Raw genomic sequence first — 15,238 nt, 5'->3', positions numbered from 1 at the left:
ATGGGTTTGTTTATATCTACTACCAATCAGTCGATCTGATTGATATCAATTTGGTTTTCTTTTGATAACGTTGCCGCTTTTGCGCGGATCTTTGCTTCTAGCTGATCAACAATGTTGTCGTTATCAAAGCGCTCTTTCTGACGTACTCCGTCTTCATAAAAAGCACTCTTACGGTTACTTCCCGCGATACCCATATGCGAAACTTCAGCTTCACCTGGGCCATTTACTACACATCCAATAAGAGAGACATCCATTGGTGTGATTAAATCTTCTAAACGTTGCTCAAGCTCATTCACTGTTGCTATCACATCGAACTCTTGACGAGAGCACGTAGGACAAGCAATGAAGTTAATACCACGAGAACGAATACGCAATGATTTTAAGATATCAAAACCAACTTTGATCTCTTCAACGGGATCCGCTGCTAAAGAAATGCGTAATGTGTCACCGATACCTTCAGATAACAGCATACCCAAACCAACCGCTGATTTAACAGAACCTGCACGAGCACCACCCGCTTCAGTAATGCCTAAATGTAATGGCTGAGCAATTTGTTTTGCTAATAGACGATATGAATCAACCGCAAGGAAAACATCAGATGCTTTTACACTTACTTTAAATTGATCAAAATTAAGACGGTCTAAAATATCAACATGACGCATTGCTGATTCTAATAATGCTTCAGCTGTTGGCTCTTTGTATTTTGCTTGAATGTCTTTTTCTAATGAGCCGCCATTAACACCGATTCGAATTGGAATGTTTTTATCACGAGCGCAATCAACTACTGAGCGAATACGCTGTTCATTACCAATATTACCAGGGTTAATACGTAAACAATCAACACCATACTCCGCAACTTGAAGAGCAATACGGTAGTCAAAATGAATATCAGCAACCAGTGGAACTGATACCTGTTGTTTAATTACTTTGAATGCTTCAGCAGCGTCCATTGTCGGTACAGAAACTCGAACAATATCTGCGCCTACTTTTTCAAGAGACTTAATTTGAGCAACAGTGGCATCTACATCAGTAGTACGTGTATTCGTCATTGATTGAACGGCAATGGGAGCACCATCACCAATAGGAACATTACCCACATAAATGCGAGTAGATTGACGACGTTTAATTGGGGACTCTATATGCATGGAATCAACTCATTATTGAGGTAGGGTTAATCGTGCAACTTTACCTGCAGGGTATACAGATAAATCAACTGGTTTGCCTTTATAAGTAAGTGTTACCGCACTTGGAGCGCCAATAACTAATTTATAAGGTGCTTTACCTGTTAATTTTAGTGTTTGATTCGATTTTTTCACACCTGAGTATAGGCGATTATTTGAAGCGTCTTGTACTTGTAACCAGCAGTCGCTACTAAATGTCATAACCACATCTTCCGTAACAACGGCTTTTTCAGCTACTGGTTCTTCTTTTTTGACTTCTACAGGAGCTTCCGCTTCAGGCTCTTTGATGGTTTCTTTTTCAAGCGTTTTCGAGTCAGTCTCTAGCTCTGAAATATTAGTATCTAGTTGAAGCATTTCAGCCTCATCTAATGTTGGTGCTGTTTCTTCAGTTTGAGGGGCATCAGTTTTATTTTCTTCAACTTGTTCCATTGATTTAGCGGTTTCAACTTCTGCAATTAACTCAGCATCATTGGCACTTTCAAGTTGTGCTTGCTCTTGCCACCACCACAATACAGACATACCTAAGATCAACGCAAAAATAACCCATGTTAGTTTCATAATGCGGTTATCGTGTTTATCTCTCTTCGTTTTACGAGAAAAACTTTGCATATCATGTTGTTCAATTTGTGCTTTACCAAGTTGATCTAACGCATCAAGTACTTTTTGTTCAGGAACATTTACTACTTTAGCGTATGAACGGTAGTAACCACGGGTAAACGTGGCTAGTTTACCCATGTCAAATTGATCTGCTTCTATCTGTTCTAGTACTTCCACACGTAATCGTAAACGCGAAGAGATATCCTCAAGCGTTAAATTTAATTCTTTACGAGCCTCTTTTAGTAATAGGCCAGGTGCGATAAATGTTTCTACTGTTTCTTCAATATGTTCTGTCGTCATGATTTATATAATTCTGATATTCTCGCGAGTCCGGATACTCTTTCCCCAGAATATTTGCGTATTTTTTAACTAAATGCGCATTGCCTGCTTTTTTTTCTAATTCTATGAGTAAGCTTAGGCTAACGGGTTTGTATCCGTACTTCTTATTAAATTTAAACAGCGAAATTCTCGGTTCTGAATAGTTACCTTCGTCAATATTCAATTTAGCCAATTGAAGGGTCGAGCGAATCCGATTCGGATCATGAGCCAACGAGCGCTCAAAATACCTTTTTGCTGTCACTTTATCCCCACTACTTAATGCACACATCGCTGCATTTTCATAACTTGCCGAGACAAGATAGTAGTAAGGTTGGTCTATTGCTTGAGTAAACTTCTCTTGAGCTTCCTCATATCGGCCCTTTTTACATAGAAAAACGCCGTAGTTATTTAATACATTACCATTTTTTGACGAATAACGTAATGCTCGTTTGTATGCCTTTTCAGCTAAATCGTCTTCTTCTACTTGTTGATAATAATAAGCGAGGGAGGTTTGAGAGCGGTAATAGTCGGGAGCGTATTGTACAGCCAGTTCCAAATTCTCGCGAGCTTTCATCATATCGCCCGCATTTAAGTAGCTTAATCCAAGTGTAATTCGAGCTTCAGCAGCTCGAATTACCTCTTCTTTGGTCATTTCATCGGCTTCGTCAACAGTGACGCAACCAGCACTCATTAACAATCCAATCGTTAATAGTGCTGCACTCCATTTTCTCATCCTGCCTTCCCTTGCTGTAATACACCAAGATTAAACAGTTTTTACAGGGATTGCCTCACCTTGCTGTTTAACTTTAGTGCGTTTAGTTCTGTCGATTACATCACCAACTAATTGACCACAAGCAGCATCGATATCATCGCCACGAGTTTTACGAATTGTCACGGTATAGTCGTATTCCATTAAGGTTTTCATGAAACGATCAATACGTGAGTTACTTGGTTTCTTATATGGTGACCCAGGATAAGGGTTAAATGGAATCAAATTAATCTTCGCAGGCGTATCTTTTAGCAATTCTGCGAGTTGTCTTGCATGATCCATATCGTCATTAACATGATCAAGAAGAACATACTCAACCGTTACACGACCACGGTTTGCATTTGATGATGCAATGTAACGACGAACAGAAGCTAAAAACGCATCAATATCCCAACGATCGTTGATAGGCATAATTTGGCTACGAAGTTCATCAGTTGGTGCATGCAGCGAAATCGCTAATGCAACATCAATTTTACCTGTCATTTGGTCAAGACCAGAAACAACACCTGATGTAGAAACAGTTACACGACGCTTAGATAGAGCAAAACCTAAATCATCTAGCATAATTTCTAATGCTGGAATTAGGTTTTTCATGTTAAGTAATGGCTCACCCATCCCCATCATTACGACGTTAGTAATTGGACGACGACCCGTTTCTTTTTCTAGACCAATTTCACGAGCTGCACGCCAGATTTGACCCACAATCTCAGAAACTTTTAGGTTACGGTTAAAGCCTTGTTGAGCTGTTGAACAGAATTTACATTCTAATGCACAACCAACCTGTGAAGATACACAAAGCGTTGCACGGTCACCATCAGGGATGTATACCGTTTCTACGTCTTGATCGCCAACTTTCATCGCCCACTTAATCGTGCCATCAGATGAATGCTGTGCTTCTGATACGTAAGGTGCGCGAATTTCACACTTATGCTTTAGTTTTTCACGAAGCTTTTTATTGATGTTGTTCATTTGATCGAAGTCATCACAACCAAAGTGATACATCCACTTCATTACTTGATCTGCACGGAAGGCTTTCTCTCCTAATTCCTCAGAAAAAAATGCTCGAAGTCCTTTACGATCAAAGTCCAGTAGATTGATTTTAGCTGTAGTCATGTTGCCTCTCTGATAAATGACATCACCGCGAATATGGGCGCAGAATTGTACAGCCTTTGGAGGATATTACTAGGGGTTCGAGGTTCGAGGTTCGAGGTTCGAGTGAGAGAATGTAGAGTCTCTACAAAAAAGAAACTTATTCTGAAATTAATTACAATGTTCTAGCATTCAACAAAACAAGCTCCCTTTATTCTTTAGGGAGCTTGCGAGCGTTCTAGGCTTTCGTCCCTATTATTCCGCTGGACGTGGGCAGATTTCATCTTCAGCAAAGAAATACGCAATCTCACGTGCAGCAGACTCTGGGCTATCAGCACCGTGAACAGAGTTGTAACGCATGCTAATTGCATAATCCGCTCGTAGTGAGCCACACGCTGCTTCTTCTGGGTTAGTTTTACCCATTAGCTCACGGTAGCGTACAACCGCATTTTCACCTTCAAGAACTTGAACCATTACAGGTCCTGACATCATGTATGCCACTAATTCATCAAAAAACTCTTTTCCTTCATGCTCAGCATAAAAGCCTTCTGCTTGTTCTTTAGTTAAACGAAGCATTTTAGCAGCAACGATTTGCATACCTGTTTTTTCAATACGACGGTAAATAGCACCAATTAAGTTACGCTTAACGGCATCTGGTTTTACAATTGAAAAAGTACGTTCTATTGTCATTCTACTTTCCTTTAGGTTTCTTTTACTTCTTATATTAATTTCAATCAGTACTTATTTATCTAATACCAATCACAGTAAGTCAATGCTCAGAAATAGCAAAGAAAAAAGACTTGAGAACAAGACGGGATTTTTCGATAAGCAGTAACTCTAAAATCAAAAAAACAACGCCGTTATCGAGTATTTTAACAAGCTAGGATGACCAGTTATTATTTACTTACAATTAGTATAAATACTGATAGGAATTACCTGTTAAAAAAGAAGACCGAGCGAGCTCGATCTTCATTTTAATTATTTAGTTAAGATATTAGCAAGTGTTCTTACACCCACTCCGGTCGCACCAGCTGCCCACTTATCAGATGGCGCTGTGCGATACGTCGCTGAGCAGTCCATATGAATCCATCCTTTCTGATAATCTTCAACAAAGTAAGATAAAAAGCCTGCGGCAGTACTTGCACCCGGAGAATATGGGCCAGAACCAATATTCGCTAAATCAGCAAAGTTTGATGGCAGCATAGCTCGGTGGAATTCCATCAATGGTAAACGCCATAGACCTTCATTCTCTTCTTGAGCCGCATTTAACGCTTTTTGGCTCAATGCTTCATCAAAACTTAATAGTGAATGGAAATCATTACCTACAGCCATTTTCGCTGCACCCGTTAGCGTCGCACAGTCAATAATAAGTTCAGGTTTTTGCTCTGATGCAAACTGAAGACCATCAGCCAGAACTAAACGTCCTTCTGCATCCGTATTTAGAATTTCTACTGTCTTACCATTTTTATAAGTGATGATATCGCCTAACTTTAATGCTCGGCCTGAAATCATATTTTCAGCACAACATAGAATCAGCTTAACACGCTTATCTAAACCACGAAGAATCGACATCGCAAGACCTGCTGTCACTAATGCAGAGCCTCCCATATCCGCTTTCATCGATGCCATACCTGCTGATGGTTTAATACTGTAACCACCAGAATCAAACGTAATGCCTTTACCGACTAGACAAGCAAATACTGGCGCATTTTCGTCTCCAGTAGGGTTATAGTCTAACTGTAACATTGCAGAGGTACGTTCTGAGCCACGGCCTACGGCATAAATCCCCGTCCAACCTTGAGTTAGAAGATCTTTATCTTTTACAATCTTAGTTGTGACAGTGCCTTCTGGAGCAACGGATTTAATAAACTCTGCGGCCATAGTAGCAAGTTGACGAGGAGCGACTTCTTCTGCCGTTTTATTAATGATTTGACGAGTCCAATTCGTTGTTAGAATTCGAGCGTTTAACTCTTTTTCATCATTTTCACTTAATGCAGTCCAACTCACATCATCGCTATTTTTAGAGTCACGGAAACCTTGAATAAATGACCAAATAGATTCAAGGTCCCAGTCGGCACCCTCAAGTTCAACAGCGGTTAAACCTTGTGAATTTAATTTACGAGCCGCTCGCTGGATAAGACTGTATACGTCACTTTCAATACAATGAATAACGGCAGCTTCAGAAGTAAAAGACAATATAGCTTTGTCCCCCCAATGGGCAGGGGCTGCGGTTGATGAAAGTTGTACAGTCATCTTTTGTGACATGGTGTATCTCCTTTAAATACGCAATAACTCCATAACATCATTTAATTGCATATGATTACTTATATTGCGTGAACGTCGACCGGTTATAAATGAATAAAACATCCATCTTTTTATACAATTTGCCTACTTTACACTAGTGATACAAGGTATTTCACTAAAATGTAAGAGGTAGATCCAAGCAGGTGATGGGATTTTATACTTTCTAAAAGCGAATCATAAATGGTAAAAAACTAATCCCACTCGTCCATCCAACATAATACGATGGCTTCTAGCACTTTTTCACCAGAATGCTTAGGATCATCATCAAAATCTTCTAACTCTAATACCCATTGGTATAAATCAGTAAAGCGCACTGTTTTTGGATCGGTATCTGGGTATTTATCTAGTAATTCAATTGCAATCTCTCTCGAATCAATCCATTTCAAACTCATAATAAACTCCTTATTATTTTGATTTGCTATTTGTTACTAATAAAAAAGGCAAGCTTGAGGGGAGTAATTACTTACTTCTCAATACTTGCCCTCTTAACTACTTTAGCTTAATAAAAGAAAAATTAATGGTCTTCTGATGCTAAGTTTAAAGTATATTTTGGAATTTCTACCACAAGGTCTTCTTGTGCAACTAAAGCTTGGCAACCTAAGCGAGATTCAGGTTCAAGTCCCCATGCTTTATCTAACATATCATCTTCTAATTCGTCGCTTTCCTCTAGTGAGTCAAAGCCTTCACGAATAATAACGTGACATGTTGTACAAGCACATGATTTCTCACACGCATGCTCAATGCCAATGCCGTTTTTTAAAGCAACATCTAAAACACTGTCGCCTTCATTTGCTTCAAGAACCGCCCCTTCTGGACATAATTCTTCATGTGGTAGAACGATAATTTTTGGCATTTCTATACCTCATCAATAGATTGACCAGCCAATGCAGCTCGAATTGAGGCGTCCATTCGACGCGCTGCAAATTCTTGACTTGCTTCATCAGCCTTTTTAATTCCATCTTCAATTGCTTGCGCATCAGTACCTTGACGTAATGTGATTAACGCTTCAATTGCTTGTAAAATTTCTGCTTGCTCTTCTTTTGACAGTAACGCATCACCATCATTATTAAGTGCAACAACTAACCCTTCAATAACTCGATCCGCTTCGACTTGCTGTTCAGCTAATGCACGTGCTTGCATATCTTCTTTTGCATACGTCATTGAATCTTTAAGCATATTAGCCACCTCATTATCACTTAAACCATAAGACGGTTTAACTTGGATATGAGATTGAACGCCAGTACTCTTTTCCATTGCAGTAACAGAAAGTAAACCATCAGCATCGACTTGATAAGTTACACGAATATGTGCAGCACCCGCCGCCATTGGTGGAATCCCTTTTAAAGAGAAGCGAGCCAAAGAGCGACCATCTTCAACCATCTCTCGTTCACCTTGAACAACGTGCACCATCATGCCAGTTTGCCCATCTTTAAATGTGGTGAACTCTTGAGCTTTTGCTACAGGGATCGTGGTATTGCGTGGAATGATCTTTTCAACAAGTCCACCCATGGTTTCAATGCCGAGAGAAAGTGGAATAACATCAAGCAGTAACATTTCAGAATCAGGTTTGTTACCCACTAAGATATCCGCTTGAATCGCAGCACCAATCGCAACAACTTGATCTGGGTCGATGCTAGTTAATGGCGTTTGACCAAAGTAATCACCAACAGAAGTACGTACAAATGGCGTTCGTGTTGAACCACCAACCATAACCACTTCCATCACTTCTTCTGAAGTAATATCCGCATCTTTAAGTGCACGACGACATGCCATTAGTGTCTTTTTAATCAAAGGTTGAATTAGACTATTGAAAAGCTCAACGCTAATCTCACCACTCCAATCTTTAAAACTGATCTTAACGTTATCGCTATCAGACAATGCAACTTTCGTTTGTGTTGCTAATGTCAATAATTCACGTTGTTCTTGGCTTGATAACGGACTCGTAATACCTGCTTGCTCTTTAATCCACTGAGCTAGAGCATGGTCGAAATCATCACCGCCTAACGCAGAATCACCGCCAGTCGCAAGTACTTCAAATACGCCTTTAGATAAACGTAAAATAGAAATATCAAACGTACCACCACCTAAGTCGTAAACGGCAATAACACCTTCTTGACCTGAATCTAAGCCGTATGCGATTGCCGCTGCAGTCGGTTCATTTAGTAGACGAAGAACATTTAGGCCTGCTAATGTCGCAGCATCCTTAGTACCTGCACGTTGTGCATCATCAAAATAAGCAGGAACGGTAATTACTACACCTTCTAACTCACCACCTAGTGTATCTTGAGCACGACGTGATAACGATTTTAAGATTTCAGATGATACCTGAATAGGGTTAACTTCACCTTGAGCGGTTTGAATTACTGGTAATCCATTTTCACTTTCTGAAAATTGGTATGGAAGCTCAGGATAACGAGCTTGGATATCTTTAAGTGAACGTCCCATTAAACGTTTTACAGAAATAATGGTATTTTGTGGGTCCATTGCTGCAGATTGGTATGCATTCATGCCTACGCAAATTTTATCTTCTTGATACTGAACAACCGATGGCAAAATAACATTACCTTTCATGTCTGGTAATGTTTTAGCTTCACCGCTTCGAACTGAAGCAACCAAAGAGTTTGTTGTTCCTAAATCAATACCTACCGCCAGTTTATGTTGGTGCGGTACAGCACTTTGTCCTGGTTCAGCAATCTGTAATAACATGAAAGTATCCTTCGTTTATCTCATTAACCCAAAAAGAGTTAACCTAATAATTTCTCTTCTAACTGCTCAACTTCTTGATTCAGTTTTTCAATAAATTTGAGCTTTCGAACGCTCTGAGCGGCTTCAATCCATGCTTCGTTTTTCAATAGTTCTTGCAGTTGAACTAACTGTGATTTACGCATTGCTATTACATTCTCAGCAAAATCAAACAAAGCACTTTCAGGATCTGAGCTTGATGGTAATGACTCTAACTCTTCACGCAGTTCCATTTGTTGCATTAAAAACATAGGATCTTGCATTGTGGTTTGTTCACCACGAATATCATGACCTTGCTCTGAAAGTATGTATTCAGCTCGTGATACTGGATTTTTTAATGTTTGATACGCATCATTAATTTGCGCAGCTTTTTGAATGGAAAGTAAACGGTCACGCTCTGAAGATGTTGCAAAATTATCTGGATGAAAGCGTTTTTGCAACTCTCTAAATTGAAGAGAAAGAAGGCCACCATCCAGTTCAAACTGGTTCGGTAGCCCAAATAATTCAAAATGATTCATAAGTAATGTTTTGCTCTATACGTTGAAGCTTTCACCACACCCACATTCACTTTTTACGTTCGGGTTGTTGAATTTAAAGCCTTCATTTAGACCTTCTTTTGCAAAGTCCAATTCAGTGCCATCCATATAAGCTAAGCTTTTTGGATCGATAATGATTTTTACACCAAACTGTTCGAAAACTTGATCTTCTTCGTTTAGCTCATCAACAAATTCAAGAATATAAGCCATACCCGAACAACCAGAGGTTCTTACGCCTAAACGTAAACCAACGCCTTTTCCTCGGTTTTCAAGAAATTTTTGTACACGGCTTGCCGCTGCTTCGGTGACTGAAATGGCCATACTGCAACCTTTACTTTTTGTTTGTGGTCATGGGAGTCATTAATTATTAACGACATTACTCAATAATAAAGCACCTTTTATTAATAAAACAAATAATAAAGGTGCTCTATCTAACCAAAAATAATTAATCTTGGTGTTTATTACGGTAATCAGATACCGCTGCTTTGATCGCATCTTCTGCAAGAATTGAGCAGTGAACTTTCACTGGTGGTAACTCAAGCTCTTCTGCAATTTCAGCATTTTTAAGTGCTGCAGCTTCGTCTAGTGTTTTACCTTTTACCCACTCAGTAACTAATGAGCTTGATGCAATTGCAGAACCACAACCGTATGTTTTGAATTTTGCATCTTCGATAACACCTTCTGGAGATACTTTGATTTGTAGTTTCATAACATCACCACAAGCCGGAGCACCAACCATGCCGCTACCCACTGATGGGTCGTCTTTTTCAAATGAACCAACATTACGAGGGTTTTCGTAATGGTCGATTACTTTTTCGCTATAAGCCATGATATATACCTCTAAATTCTGTAACGTCCGTGTTTTAGTGGTGTGCCCACTCAACCGTGTTTAAGTCGATGCCTTCTTTGTACATGTCCCACAGTGGTGACATATCACGCAGTTTGTTTACTGCTTGGCTAATTTGTGAAACCGCGTGATCGATCTCTTCTGCTGTTGTATAACGGCCAAAAGAGAAACGAATTGAACTGTGAGCTAGTTCATCATTTAGACCTAATGCACGCAGTACATATGAAGGTTCAAGACTTGCTGAAGTACATGCAGAACCAGAAGATACAGCAAGATCTTTAAGAGCCATTAATAAAGACTCACCTTCAACAAATTCAAAACTGATATTCAGGTTACTTGGTACACGTTGGTCTAAATCACCATTAATGTGTACCGCTTCCATATCTTTAATGCCGTCCAATAAACGGTCACGCATTGCTAAACAGTGATCGTAGTCTTTTTGCATTTCTTCTTTTGCAATACGACACGCTTCACCCATACCAACAATTTGATGTGTTGCTAGAGTACCAGAACGGAAACCACGCTCATGACCACCACCGTGCATTTGTGCTTCTAAACGAATGCGAGGCTTACGACGAACATATAATGCACCGATACCTTTAGGGCCATAAATTTTATGAGCTGATAGTGAAATTAAATCTACTTTAATTTCTTGTACATCTAGTGGGATTTTACCCGCAGATTGTGCAGCATCAACATGGAAAATAATTTTACGAGAACGACATAACTCGCCAATTGCTGCAATATCTTGAATTACACCAATTTCGTTATTTACATGCATAATTGAAACAAGAACGGTGTCATCACGCATTGCTGCTTCAAGTTTAGCTAGGTCAATAAGGCCGTTTGATTCTGGCTCAAGGTAAGTTACTTCATAACCTTCACGCTCAAGTTGACGACATGGGTCAAGAACCGCTTTATGTTCTGTTTTACAAGTAATGATGTGCTTACCTTTCTTATTATAGAAATGCGCAGCACCTTTAATTGCTAAGTTGTCAGACTCTGTTGCACCCGATGTAAATACGATCTCACGAGGATCAGCATTCAATAAATCGGCAATATTTTCACGTGCAGTATCAACCGCTTCTTCAGCCTGCCAGCCGTAACGGTGTGAGCGTGATGCAGGGTTACCAAAGTAACCATCCATTGTCATGTATTGAACCATTTTATCCGCTACACGTTTATCAACAGGACACGTAGCCGAATAATCAAAGTAAATTGGCAGTTTCATTTTCATCTCCAAAAATACAGACGTTTGACCGTTAAGAACGGACATTAACACCCACAGAATTTGTTAATTTTGAATTCGTAGTTAAGCCATTTGTTATGGCAAGATCAACATTTTGTCGATCGGATATTTGCTGAACTTCATTATCTTGCATCAGTTCACCAAGCGTAATACCGTCTAAGAAAGTACTGATTCGAGAACTTAGATCACGCCACAATGTGTGCGTTAAACAACGCGTACCACCTTGGCAGCCTTCTTTTCCATGACATTTCGTTGCATCAACTGATTCATCGACGGCTGAAATAACCATTCCAACAGCAATTTGCTCAGCTTTTAATCCTAAGCGATAACCACCACCTGGGCCTCGAACGCTAGCAACTAAACCGGCTTTACGTAATCTAGAGAATAATTGTTCAAGATAAGATAATGAAATTCCTTGGCGCTCTGAGATATCAGCAAGCGGCACTGGTCCTTCTTGGGCATGAAGTGCAACGTCTAACATTGCTGTTACTGCATACCTTCCCTTTGAAGTTAATTTCATAAGTTACCTCATATCCACACTATTCGTATGGAATGAAGTTTCCCATACCTGACTATTTTGGTCAAGTATTTATCCTACTATTTTAGTCAAGTACTTACTATTTGATATTACTTGTCTTTCATACTGCGTTCTACAGCGGTTAATACACCGCGTAAAATGCGTAATTCTTGAGTTTCTGGACGTGTGCGGTTAAACATACGACGCATTTTATTCATTACCTGACCTGGATGCGCCTTATTAATAAAGTCGGTATTCGTCATCACTTTTTCAAGGTGTTCGTAGAATAATTCCAGTTCATGGTTCAAAGGGTAATCAACTTCTTTTGATTCCCCTTTATATGCTTGACTATCTAACCATGCAATACGAGCTTCGTAGCTGATGGTCTGTACTGCCATTGCTAAATTTAAAGAGCTGTATTCAGGGTTAGCTGGAATACATACATGGAAATGACACTTTTGTAACTCTTCATTTGTCAAACCGACTCTTTCACGACCAAATACAAAAGCCATTGGATGCGTTGGCGCTTCTTCAATAGCTTTAATACCAGCTTCTCGTGGCTCTAACATTGGCCATTCTAGTGTTCTAGAGCGAGCACTTGAACCAATAACAAGACCACAATCAGAAATCGCTTCATCTAATGTATCTACAACACGTGCATTATTCGCTATGTCACTTGCTCCTGCAGCTAAAGCAATGGCTTGGCCATCAACTTCACACTCAGGTGCAACAAGTACCATATTAGTTAACCCCATCACTTTCATCGCGCGAGCAGCTGAACCAATATTTCCTGAATGGCTAGTTCCTACAAGAACAATACGAATTTTATCTAACATGTTATTTCCCATCTAATGAAAAGAGCCGCCGGATACTAACATAAAGCAATACGGCTTTCTTCTTTATCTCGCTGAGATTTTAACCTTGGATCGCTTTTTTTGTAATAAAGAGAATGAATGAACAAAAAATAAACACTTCCTTTTTATAATAAGTCTGTGTATACTCGCCGCCGATTTCTGTTCTTTAACATCTTTTGGGATATTACTATGCATCCAATGCTAAACATTGCTGTACGTGCTGCACGTAAAGCTGGTGACTTTGTTGCTAAATCTTTTGAGCAAACTGACAAAATTGAAACAACAAAGAAAGGCAACAACGAATTTATTACGAACATCGAAGCCGATGCTCAATACATTCTTGTTGACATGATCAAGAAATCTTACCCTGATCACAGCATCATTTCTGAAGAGTCTGGCCTAATTGAAGGTAAAGACACTGACATTCAATGGATCATTGACCCATTAGATGGCACGACTAACTTCGTTAAAGGTATCCCACACTTCTCTGTTTCTATTGCTGTTCGCATCAAAGGCCGTACAGAAGTAGCTTGTGTATACGATCCAATCCGTAATGAACTATTTACTGCTCAACGTGGTGCTGGTGCTCAACGCAACAACCAACGTATGCGCGTTAAAGAGTTAAAAGATCTTAGCGAAGCTATCATCTCTACAGGTTTCCCATACCGTCACAAACAACACACTGAAAGCTTCATGAAAGTTGTTGGTGCGTTATTCATCGAAGGTTCTGACGTTCGTCGTTCTGGTTGTGCATCTCTAGACCTATGTTACCTAGCATCTGCACGCATGGACGGTTTTGTTGAACTAGGCCTTAAGCCTTGGGAAATGACAGCGGCTGACTTAATTGCTCGTGAAGCTGGCGTTATCTGTACTGACTTCGTTGGCGGTACTGATTACCTAAAATCTGGTAACCTAGTTGCTGGTAGCCCACGTGTTGTTAAAGCGATGCTTAAAAAAGTTCGTGAAAACGGCAACGAAGCAATGATGAAGTAATTTCATTTATTGATTTAAAAAAAGGGAAGACAGATAAACTGTCTTCCCTTTTTATTATAAAAAATCAAAAATCCCAACCAAACTCAGTAAATAGTTTTTTCCAAGTCTCATCAAAGTCCGCTTTAATCACGATATCCTCCCCTGTTATTGGATGAGTAAAATTCAATTCAGATGCGTGAAGTAACAAACGGTGGCTATCCAATTTTTCTTTAAATAAACGATTATGCTTTCCATCGCCGTGACTTGTATCACCAACAATTGGGTGACGTAAATGTGCCATATGACGACGAAGTTGATGCTTTCTACCAGTATGTGGTTTTAACTCCATCAAACAATACCGCGTGGTTGGAAACTTACCTGTTGAATAAGGTAACTCCACTTTAGCTAACGGTTTGTACTCTGTAATCGCTTCTTTAGCTTCGACTTCTTGTGATGCCTTTTTGTCTGCAATTTTATCGAGTTCTTTTTTCAATGGATAATCAAGCGTGTCCGCCTCTTCAATCCATCCACGAACAATCGCATGATAGGTTTTCTTTATTTCTCTGCTTGCGAAAAGTGGAGATACTTGTGCAGCAATCTCGCTTGATAAAGCAAAGAATAATATCCCTGATGTTGGTCTGTCTAAACGATGTAATGGAAACACATGCTGACCAATTTGATCACGTAATGTTTGCATCGCAAATACCGTTTCGTGTTTATCAAGCCATGAGCGGTGTACTAACATTCCTGCAGGTTTATTAATCGCAATTAAATGTTCATCACGATAAACAATCTCAAGCTCTATTGGCTCAGCTTGTTCTTCTAATAACTCATCATTCACAGCTGTCATTTCTTCTGTATTCACTTTATTTACCTAATGCATCAATGGCATGACATAAGCGTACAATCTCGTTATACCCTTCAATATCCTTTAATGCTTCTTCAATATAGGGAGCAATTGAGAACCCTTTTGGCGTCGGTTTATTATTCTCAATTAGATAATTCATCTTAGGGATAAAAATCCACTGCAACCACTCAGATGCAGATAGAGTATCAATCGCAAATGGCTCTGTACTTGATAAATCGGCTATCGATGGTGACGTACGTTGCCAGTGCCCATGATGTTCTAATTGCAGAGCTAACTGCTCTAATAATGTTGATAATTCTAACGATGTCGTCATATCCGATAAAACTCGCACTCTCTGATACTTTTGATGACAAAGGATACCATCTTATCAAGGCTTGGGTATAATCACGACATTA

At 39.6% G+C, this 15,238-nt stretch carries 18 protein-coding genes; 1 reads left to right on the top strand and 17 read right to left on the bottom strand.

The window, feature by feature from the left end; all coding sequences use genetic code 11:
* Window positions 1–26: 26 nt before the first annotated feature.
* From ispG to trmJ, 15 genes are all read right to left on the bottom strand, one after another.
* Window positions 27–1,145 carry a flavodoxin-dependent (E)-4-hydroxy-3-methylbut-2-enyl-diphosphate synthase gene (ispG, locus tag AAFX60_003365; GenBank protein ID XDF78236.1) on the bottom strand — a complete coding sequence of 373 codons (1,119 nt, stop codon included), beginning with the start codon at window positions 1,143–1,145 and terminating at the stop codon, window positions 27–29.
* A gap of 12 nt (window positions 1,146–1,157) precedes the next feature.
* A complete protein-coding gene (locus tag AAFX60_003360) occupies window positions 1,158–2,078 on the bottom strand; it encodes a RodZ domain-containing protein (protein XDF78235.1) in 921 nt (306 codons plus the stop codon).
* Window positions 2,059–2,829 (bottom strand): type IV pilus biogenesis/stability protein PilW, encoded by a 771-nt coding sequence (gene pilW / locus AAFX60_003355; protein XDF78234.1) that lies wholly within the window; start codon window positions 2,827–2,829, stop codon window positions 2,059–2,061. The genes AAFX60_003360 and pilW overlap by 20 nt, the downstream gene beginning before the upstream one ends.
* 30 nt (window positions 2,830–2,859) lie before the next feature.
* Entirely contained in the window at window positions 2,860–3,978 is a 1,119-nt protein-coding gene (locus AAFX60_003350) for a bifunctional tRNA (adenosine(37)-C2)-methyltransferase TrmG/ribosomal RNA large subunit methyltransferase RlmN (GenBank protein XDF78233.1), read from the bottom strand.
* 231 nt (window positions 3,979–4,209) lie between these two features.
* The gene (ndk, locus tag AAFX60_003345) at window positions 4,210–4,644 is read right to left on the bottom strand and encodes a nucleoside-diphosphate kinase (GenBank protein XDF78232.1); all 435 of its coding nucleotides are present in this window, start codon (window positions 4,642–4,644) and stop codon (window positions 4,210–4,212) included.
* A 288-nt stretch (window positions 4,645–4,932) separates the two neighbouring features.
* On the bottom strand, window positions 4,933–6,219 hold the full coding sequence (pepB, locus tag AAFX60_003340) for an aminopeptidase PepB (GenBank protein XDF78231.1): 1,287 nt from the start codon (window positions 6,217–6,219) through the stop codon (window positions 4,933–4,935).
* A gap of 230 nt (window positions 6,220–6,449) precedes the next feature.
* Window positions 6,450–6,650 (bottom strand): Fe-S cluster assembly protein IscX, encoded by a 201-nt coding sequence (gene iscX, locus AAFX60_003335; GenBank protein ID XDF78230.1) that lies wholly within the window; start codon window positions 6,648–6,650, stop codon window positions 6,450–6,452.
* A gap of 122 nt (window positions 6,651–6,772) precedes the next feature.
* Window positions 6,773–7,111 carry an ISC system 2Fe-2S type ferredoxin gene (fdx, locus tag AAFX60_003330; protein ID XDF78229.1) on the bottom strand — a complete coding sequence of 113 codons (339 nt, stop codon included), beginning with the start codon at window positions 7,109–7,111 and terminating at the stop codon, window positions 6,773–6,775.
* A 2-nt stretch (window positions 7,112–7,113) separates the two neighbouring features.
* Window positions 7,114–8,964, bottom strand: a complete 1,851-nt coding sequence (gene hscA / locus AAFX60_003325) for a Fe-S protein assembly chaperone HscA (protein XDF78228.1) — start codon at window positions 8,962–8,964, stop codon at window positions 7,114–7,116.
* A 38-nt stretch (window positions 8,965–9,002) separates the two neighbouring features.
* Complete coding sequence (gene hscB / locus AAFX60_003320) at window positions 9,003–9,518, bottom strand: co-chaperone HscB (GenBank protein XDF78227.1); 516 nt, start codon at window positions 9,516–9,518, stop codon at window positions 9,003–9,005.
* A gap of 15 nt (window positions 9,519–9,533) precedes the next feature.
* Window positions 9,534–9,857: an iron-sulfur cluster assembly protein IscA gene (gene iscA / locus AAFX60_003315; GenBank protein XDF78226.1), complete on the bottom strand. Its 324-nt coding sequence runs from the start codon at window positions 9,855–9,857 to the stop codon at window positions 9,534–9,536.
* Between the two features lie 124 nt (window positions 9,858–9,981).
* The gene (iscU, locus tag AAFX60_003310) at window positions 9,982–10,365 is read right to left on the bottom strand and encodes a Fe-S cluster assembly scaffold IscU (GenBank protein ID XDF78225.1); all 384 of its coding nucleotides are present in this window, start codon (window positions 10,363–10,365) and stop codon (window positions 9,982–9,984) included.
* A gap of 34 nt (window positions 10,366–10,399) precedes the next feature.
* Window positions 10,400–11,614, bottom strand: coding sequence for an IscS subfamily cysteine desulfurase (locus tag AAFX60_003305; GenBank protein ID XDF78224.1), 1,215 nt, complete (start codon window positions 11,612–11,614; stop codon window positions 10,400–10,402).
* Window positions 11,615–11,645: 31 nt separating this feature from the next.
* Window positions 11,646–12,152 carry a Fe-S cluster assembly transcriptional regulator IscR gene (iscR, locus tag AAFX60_003300; protein ID XDF78223.1) on the bottom strand — a complete coding sequence of 169 codons (507 nt, stop codon included), beginning with the start codon at window positions 12,150–12,152 and terminating at the stop codon, window positions 11,646–11,648.
* Window positions 12,153–12,259: 107 nt separating this feature from the next.
* Window positions 12,260–12,985: a tRNA (cytosine(32)/uridine(32)-2'-O)-methyltransferase TrmJ gene (trmJ, locus tag AAFX60_003295; GenBank protein XDF78222.1), complete on the bottom strand. Its 726-nt coding sequence runs from the start codon at window positions 12,983–12,985 to the stop codon at window positions 12,260–12,262.
* Between the two features lie 207 nt (window positions 12,986–13,192).
* Between trmJ and suhB the strand changes: the two genes are divergently transcribed.
* Complete coding sequence (suhB, locus tag AAFX60_003290) at window positions 13,193–13,996, top strand: inositol-1-monophosphatase (GenBank protein ID XDF78221.1); 804 nt, start codon at window positions 13,193–13,195, stop codon at window positions 13,994–13,996.
* 64 nt (window positions 13,997–14,060) lie between these two features.
* On the opposite strand, the gene truC is transcribed toward suhB, so the two are convergent.
* Window positions 14,061–14,825: a tRNA pseudouridine(65) synthase TruC gene (truC, locus tag AAFX60_003285; GenBank protein ID XDF78878.1), complete on the bottom strand. Its 765-nt coding sequence runs from the start codon at window positions 14,823–14,825 to the stop codon at window positions 14,061–14,063.
* A gap of 16 nt (window positions 14,826–14,841) precedes the next feature.
* The gene (locus tag AAFX60_003280; GenBank protein XDF78220.1) at window positions 14,842–15,156 is read right to left on the bottom strand and encodes a YqcC family protein; all 315 of its coding nucleotides are present in this window, start codon (window positions 15,154–15,156) and stop codon (window positions 14,842–14,844) included.
* Between the last annotated feature and the right edge of the window lie 82 nt (window positions 15,157–15,238).

Origin of the sequence: Aliivibrio fischeri, from assembly GCA_038993745.2 — a bacterium.
Classification (GTDB): domain Bacteria; phylum Pseudomonadota; class Gammaproteobacteria; order Enterobacterales; family Vibrionaceae; genus Aliivibrio; species Aliivibrio fischeri_B.
The sequence above is the reverse complement of the archived record's forward strand: the minus strand, read 5'-3'. Positions and strand labels throughout refer to the sequence as shown.

Bases quoted from the DNA above. Each gene is read 5' to 3' on its own strand.
- AAFX60_003350 (XDF78233.1), bottom strand. From the start codon at position 3,978: ATGACTACAGCTAAAATCAATCTACTGGACTTTGATCGTAAAGGACTT.
- hscA (XDF78228.1), bottom strand. From the start codon at position 8,964: ATGTTATTACAGATTGCTGAACCAGGACAAAGTGCTGTACCGCACCAA.
- truC (XDF78878.1), bottom strand. From the start codon at position 14,825: ATGACAGCTGTGAATGATGAGTTATTAGAAGAACAAGCTGAGCCAATA.
- AAFX60_003280 (XDF78220.1), bottom strand. From the start codon at position 15,156: ATGACGACATCGTTAGAATTATCAACATTATTAGAGCAGTTAGCTCTG.
- trmJ (XDF78222.1), bottom strand. From the start codon at position 12,985: ATGTTAGATAAAATTCGTATTGTTCTTGTAGGAACTAGCCATTCAGGA.
- ispG (XDF78236.1), bottom strand. From the start codon at position 1,145: ATGCATATAGAGTCCCCAATTAAACGTCGTCAATCTACTCGCATTTAT.
- AAFX60_003305 (XDF78224.1), bottom strand. From the start codon at position 11,614: ATGAAACTGCCAATTTACTTTGATTATTCGGCTACGTGTCCTGTTGAT.
- iscR (XDF78223.1), bottom strand. From the start codon at position 12,152: ATGAAATTAACTTCAAAGGGAAGGTATGCAGTAACAGCAATGTTAGAC.
- iscA (XDF78226.1), bottom strand. From the start codon at position 9,857: ATGGCCATTTCAGTCACCGAAGCAGCGGCAAGCCGTGTACAAAAATTT.
- hscB (XDF78227.1), bottom strand. From the start codon at position 9,518: ATGAATCATTTTGAATTATTTGGGCTACCGAACCAGTTTGAACTGGAT.
- AAFX60_003360 (XDF78235.1), bottom strand. From the start codon at position 2,078: ATGACGACAGAACATATTGAAGAAACAGTAGAAACATTTATCGCACCT.
- ndk (XDF78232.1), bottom strand. From the start codon at position 4,644: ATGACAATAGAACGTACTTTTTCAATTGTAAAACCAGATGCCGTTAAG.
- iscX (XDF78230.1), bottom strand. From the start codon at position 6,650: ATGAGTTTGAAATGGATTGATTCGAGAGAGATTGCAATTGAATTACTA.
- pilW (XDF78234.1), bottom strand. From the start codon at position 2,829: ATGAGAAAATGGAGTGCAGCACTATTAACGATTGGATTGTTAATGAGT.
- suhB (XDF78221.1), top strand. From the start codon at position 13,193: ATGCATCCAATGCTAAACATTGCTGTACGTGCTGCACGTAAAGCTGGT.
- pepB (XDF78231.1), bottom strand. From the start codon at position 6,219: ATGTCACAAAAGATGACTGTACAACTTTCATCAACCGCAGCCCCTGCC.
- fdx (XDF78229.1), bottom strand. From the start codon at position 7,111: ATGCCAAAAATTATCGTTCTACCACATGAAGAATTATGTCCAGAAGGG.
- iscU (XDF78225.1), bottom strand. From the start codon at position 10,365: ATGGCTTATAGCGAAAAAGTAATCGACCATTACGAAAACCCTCGTAAT.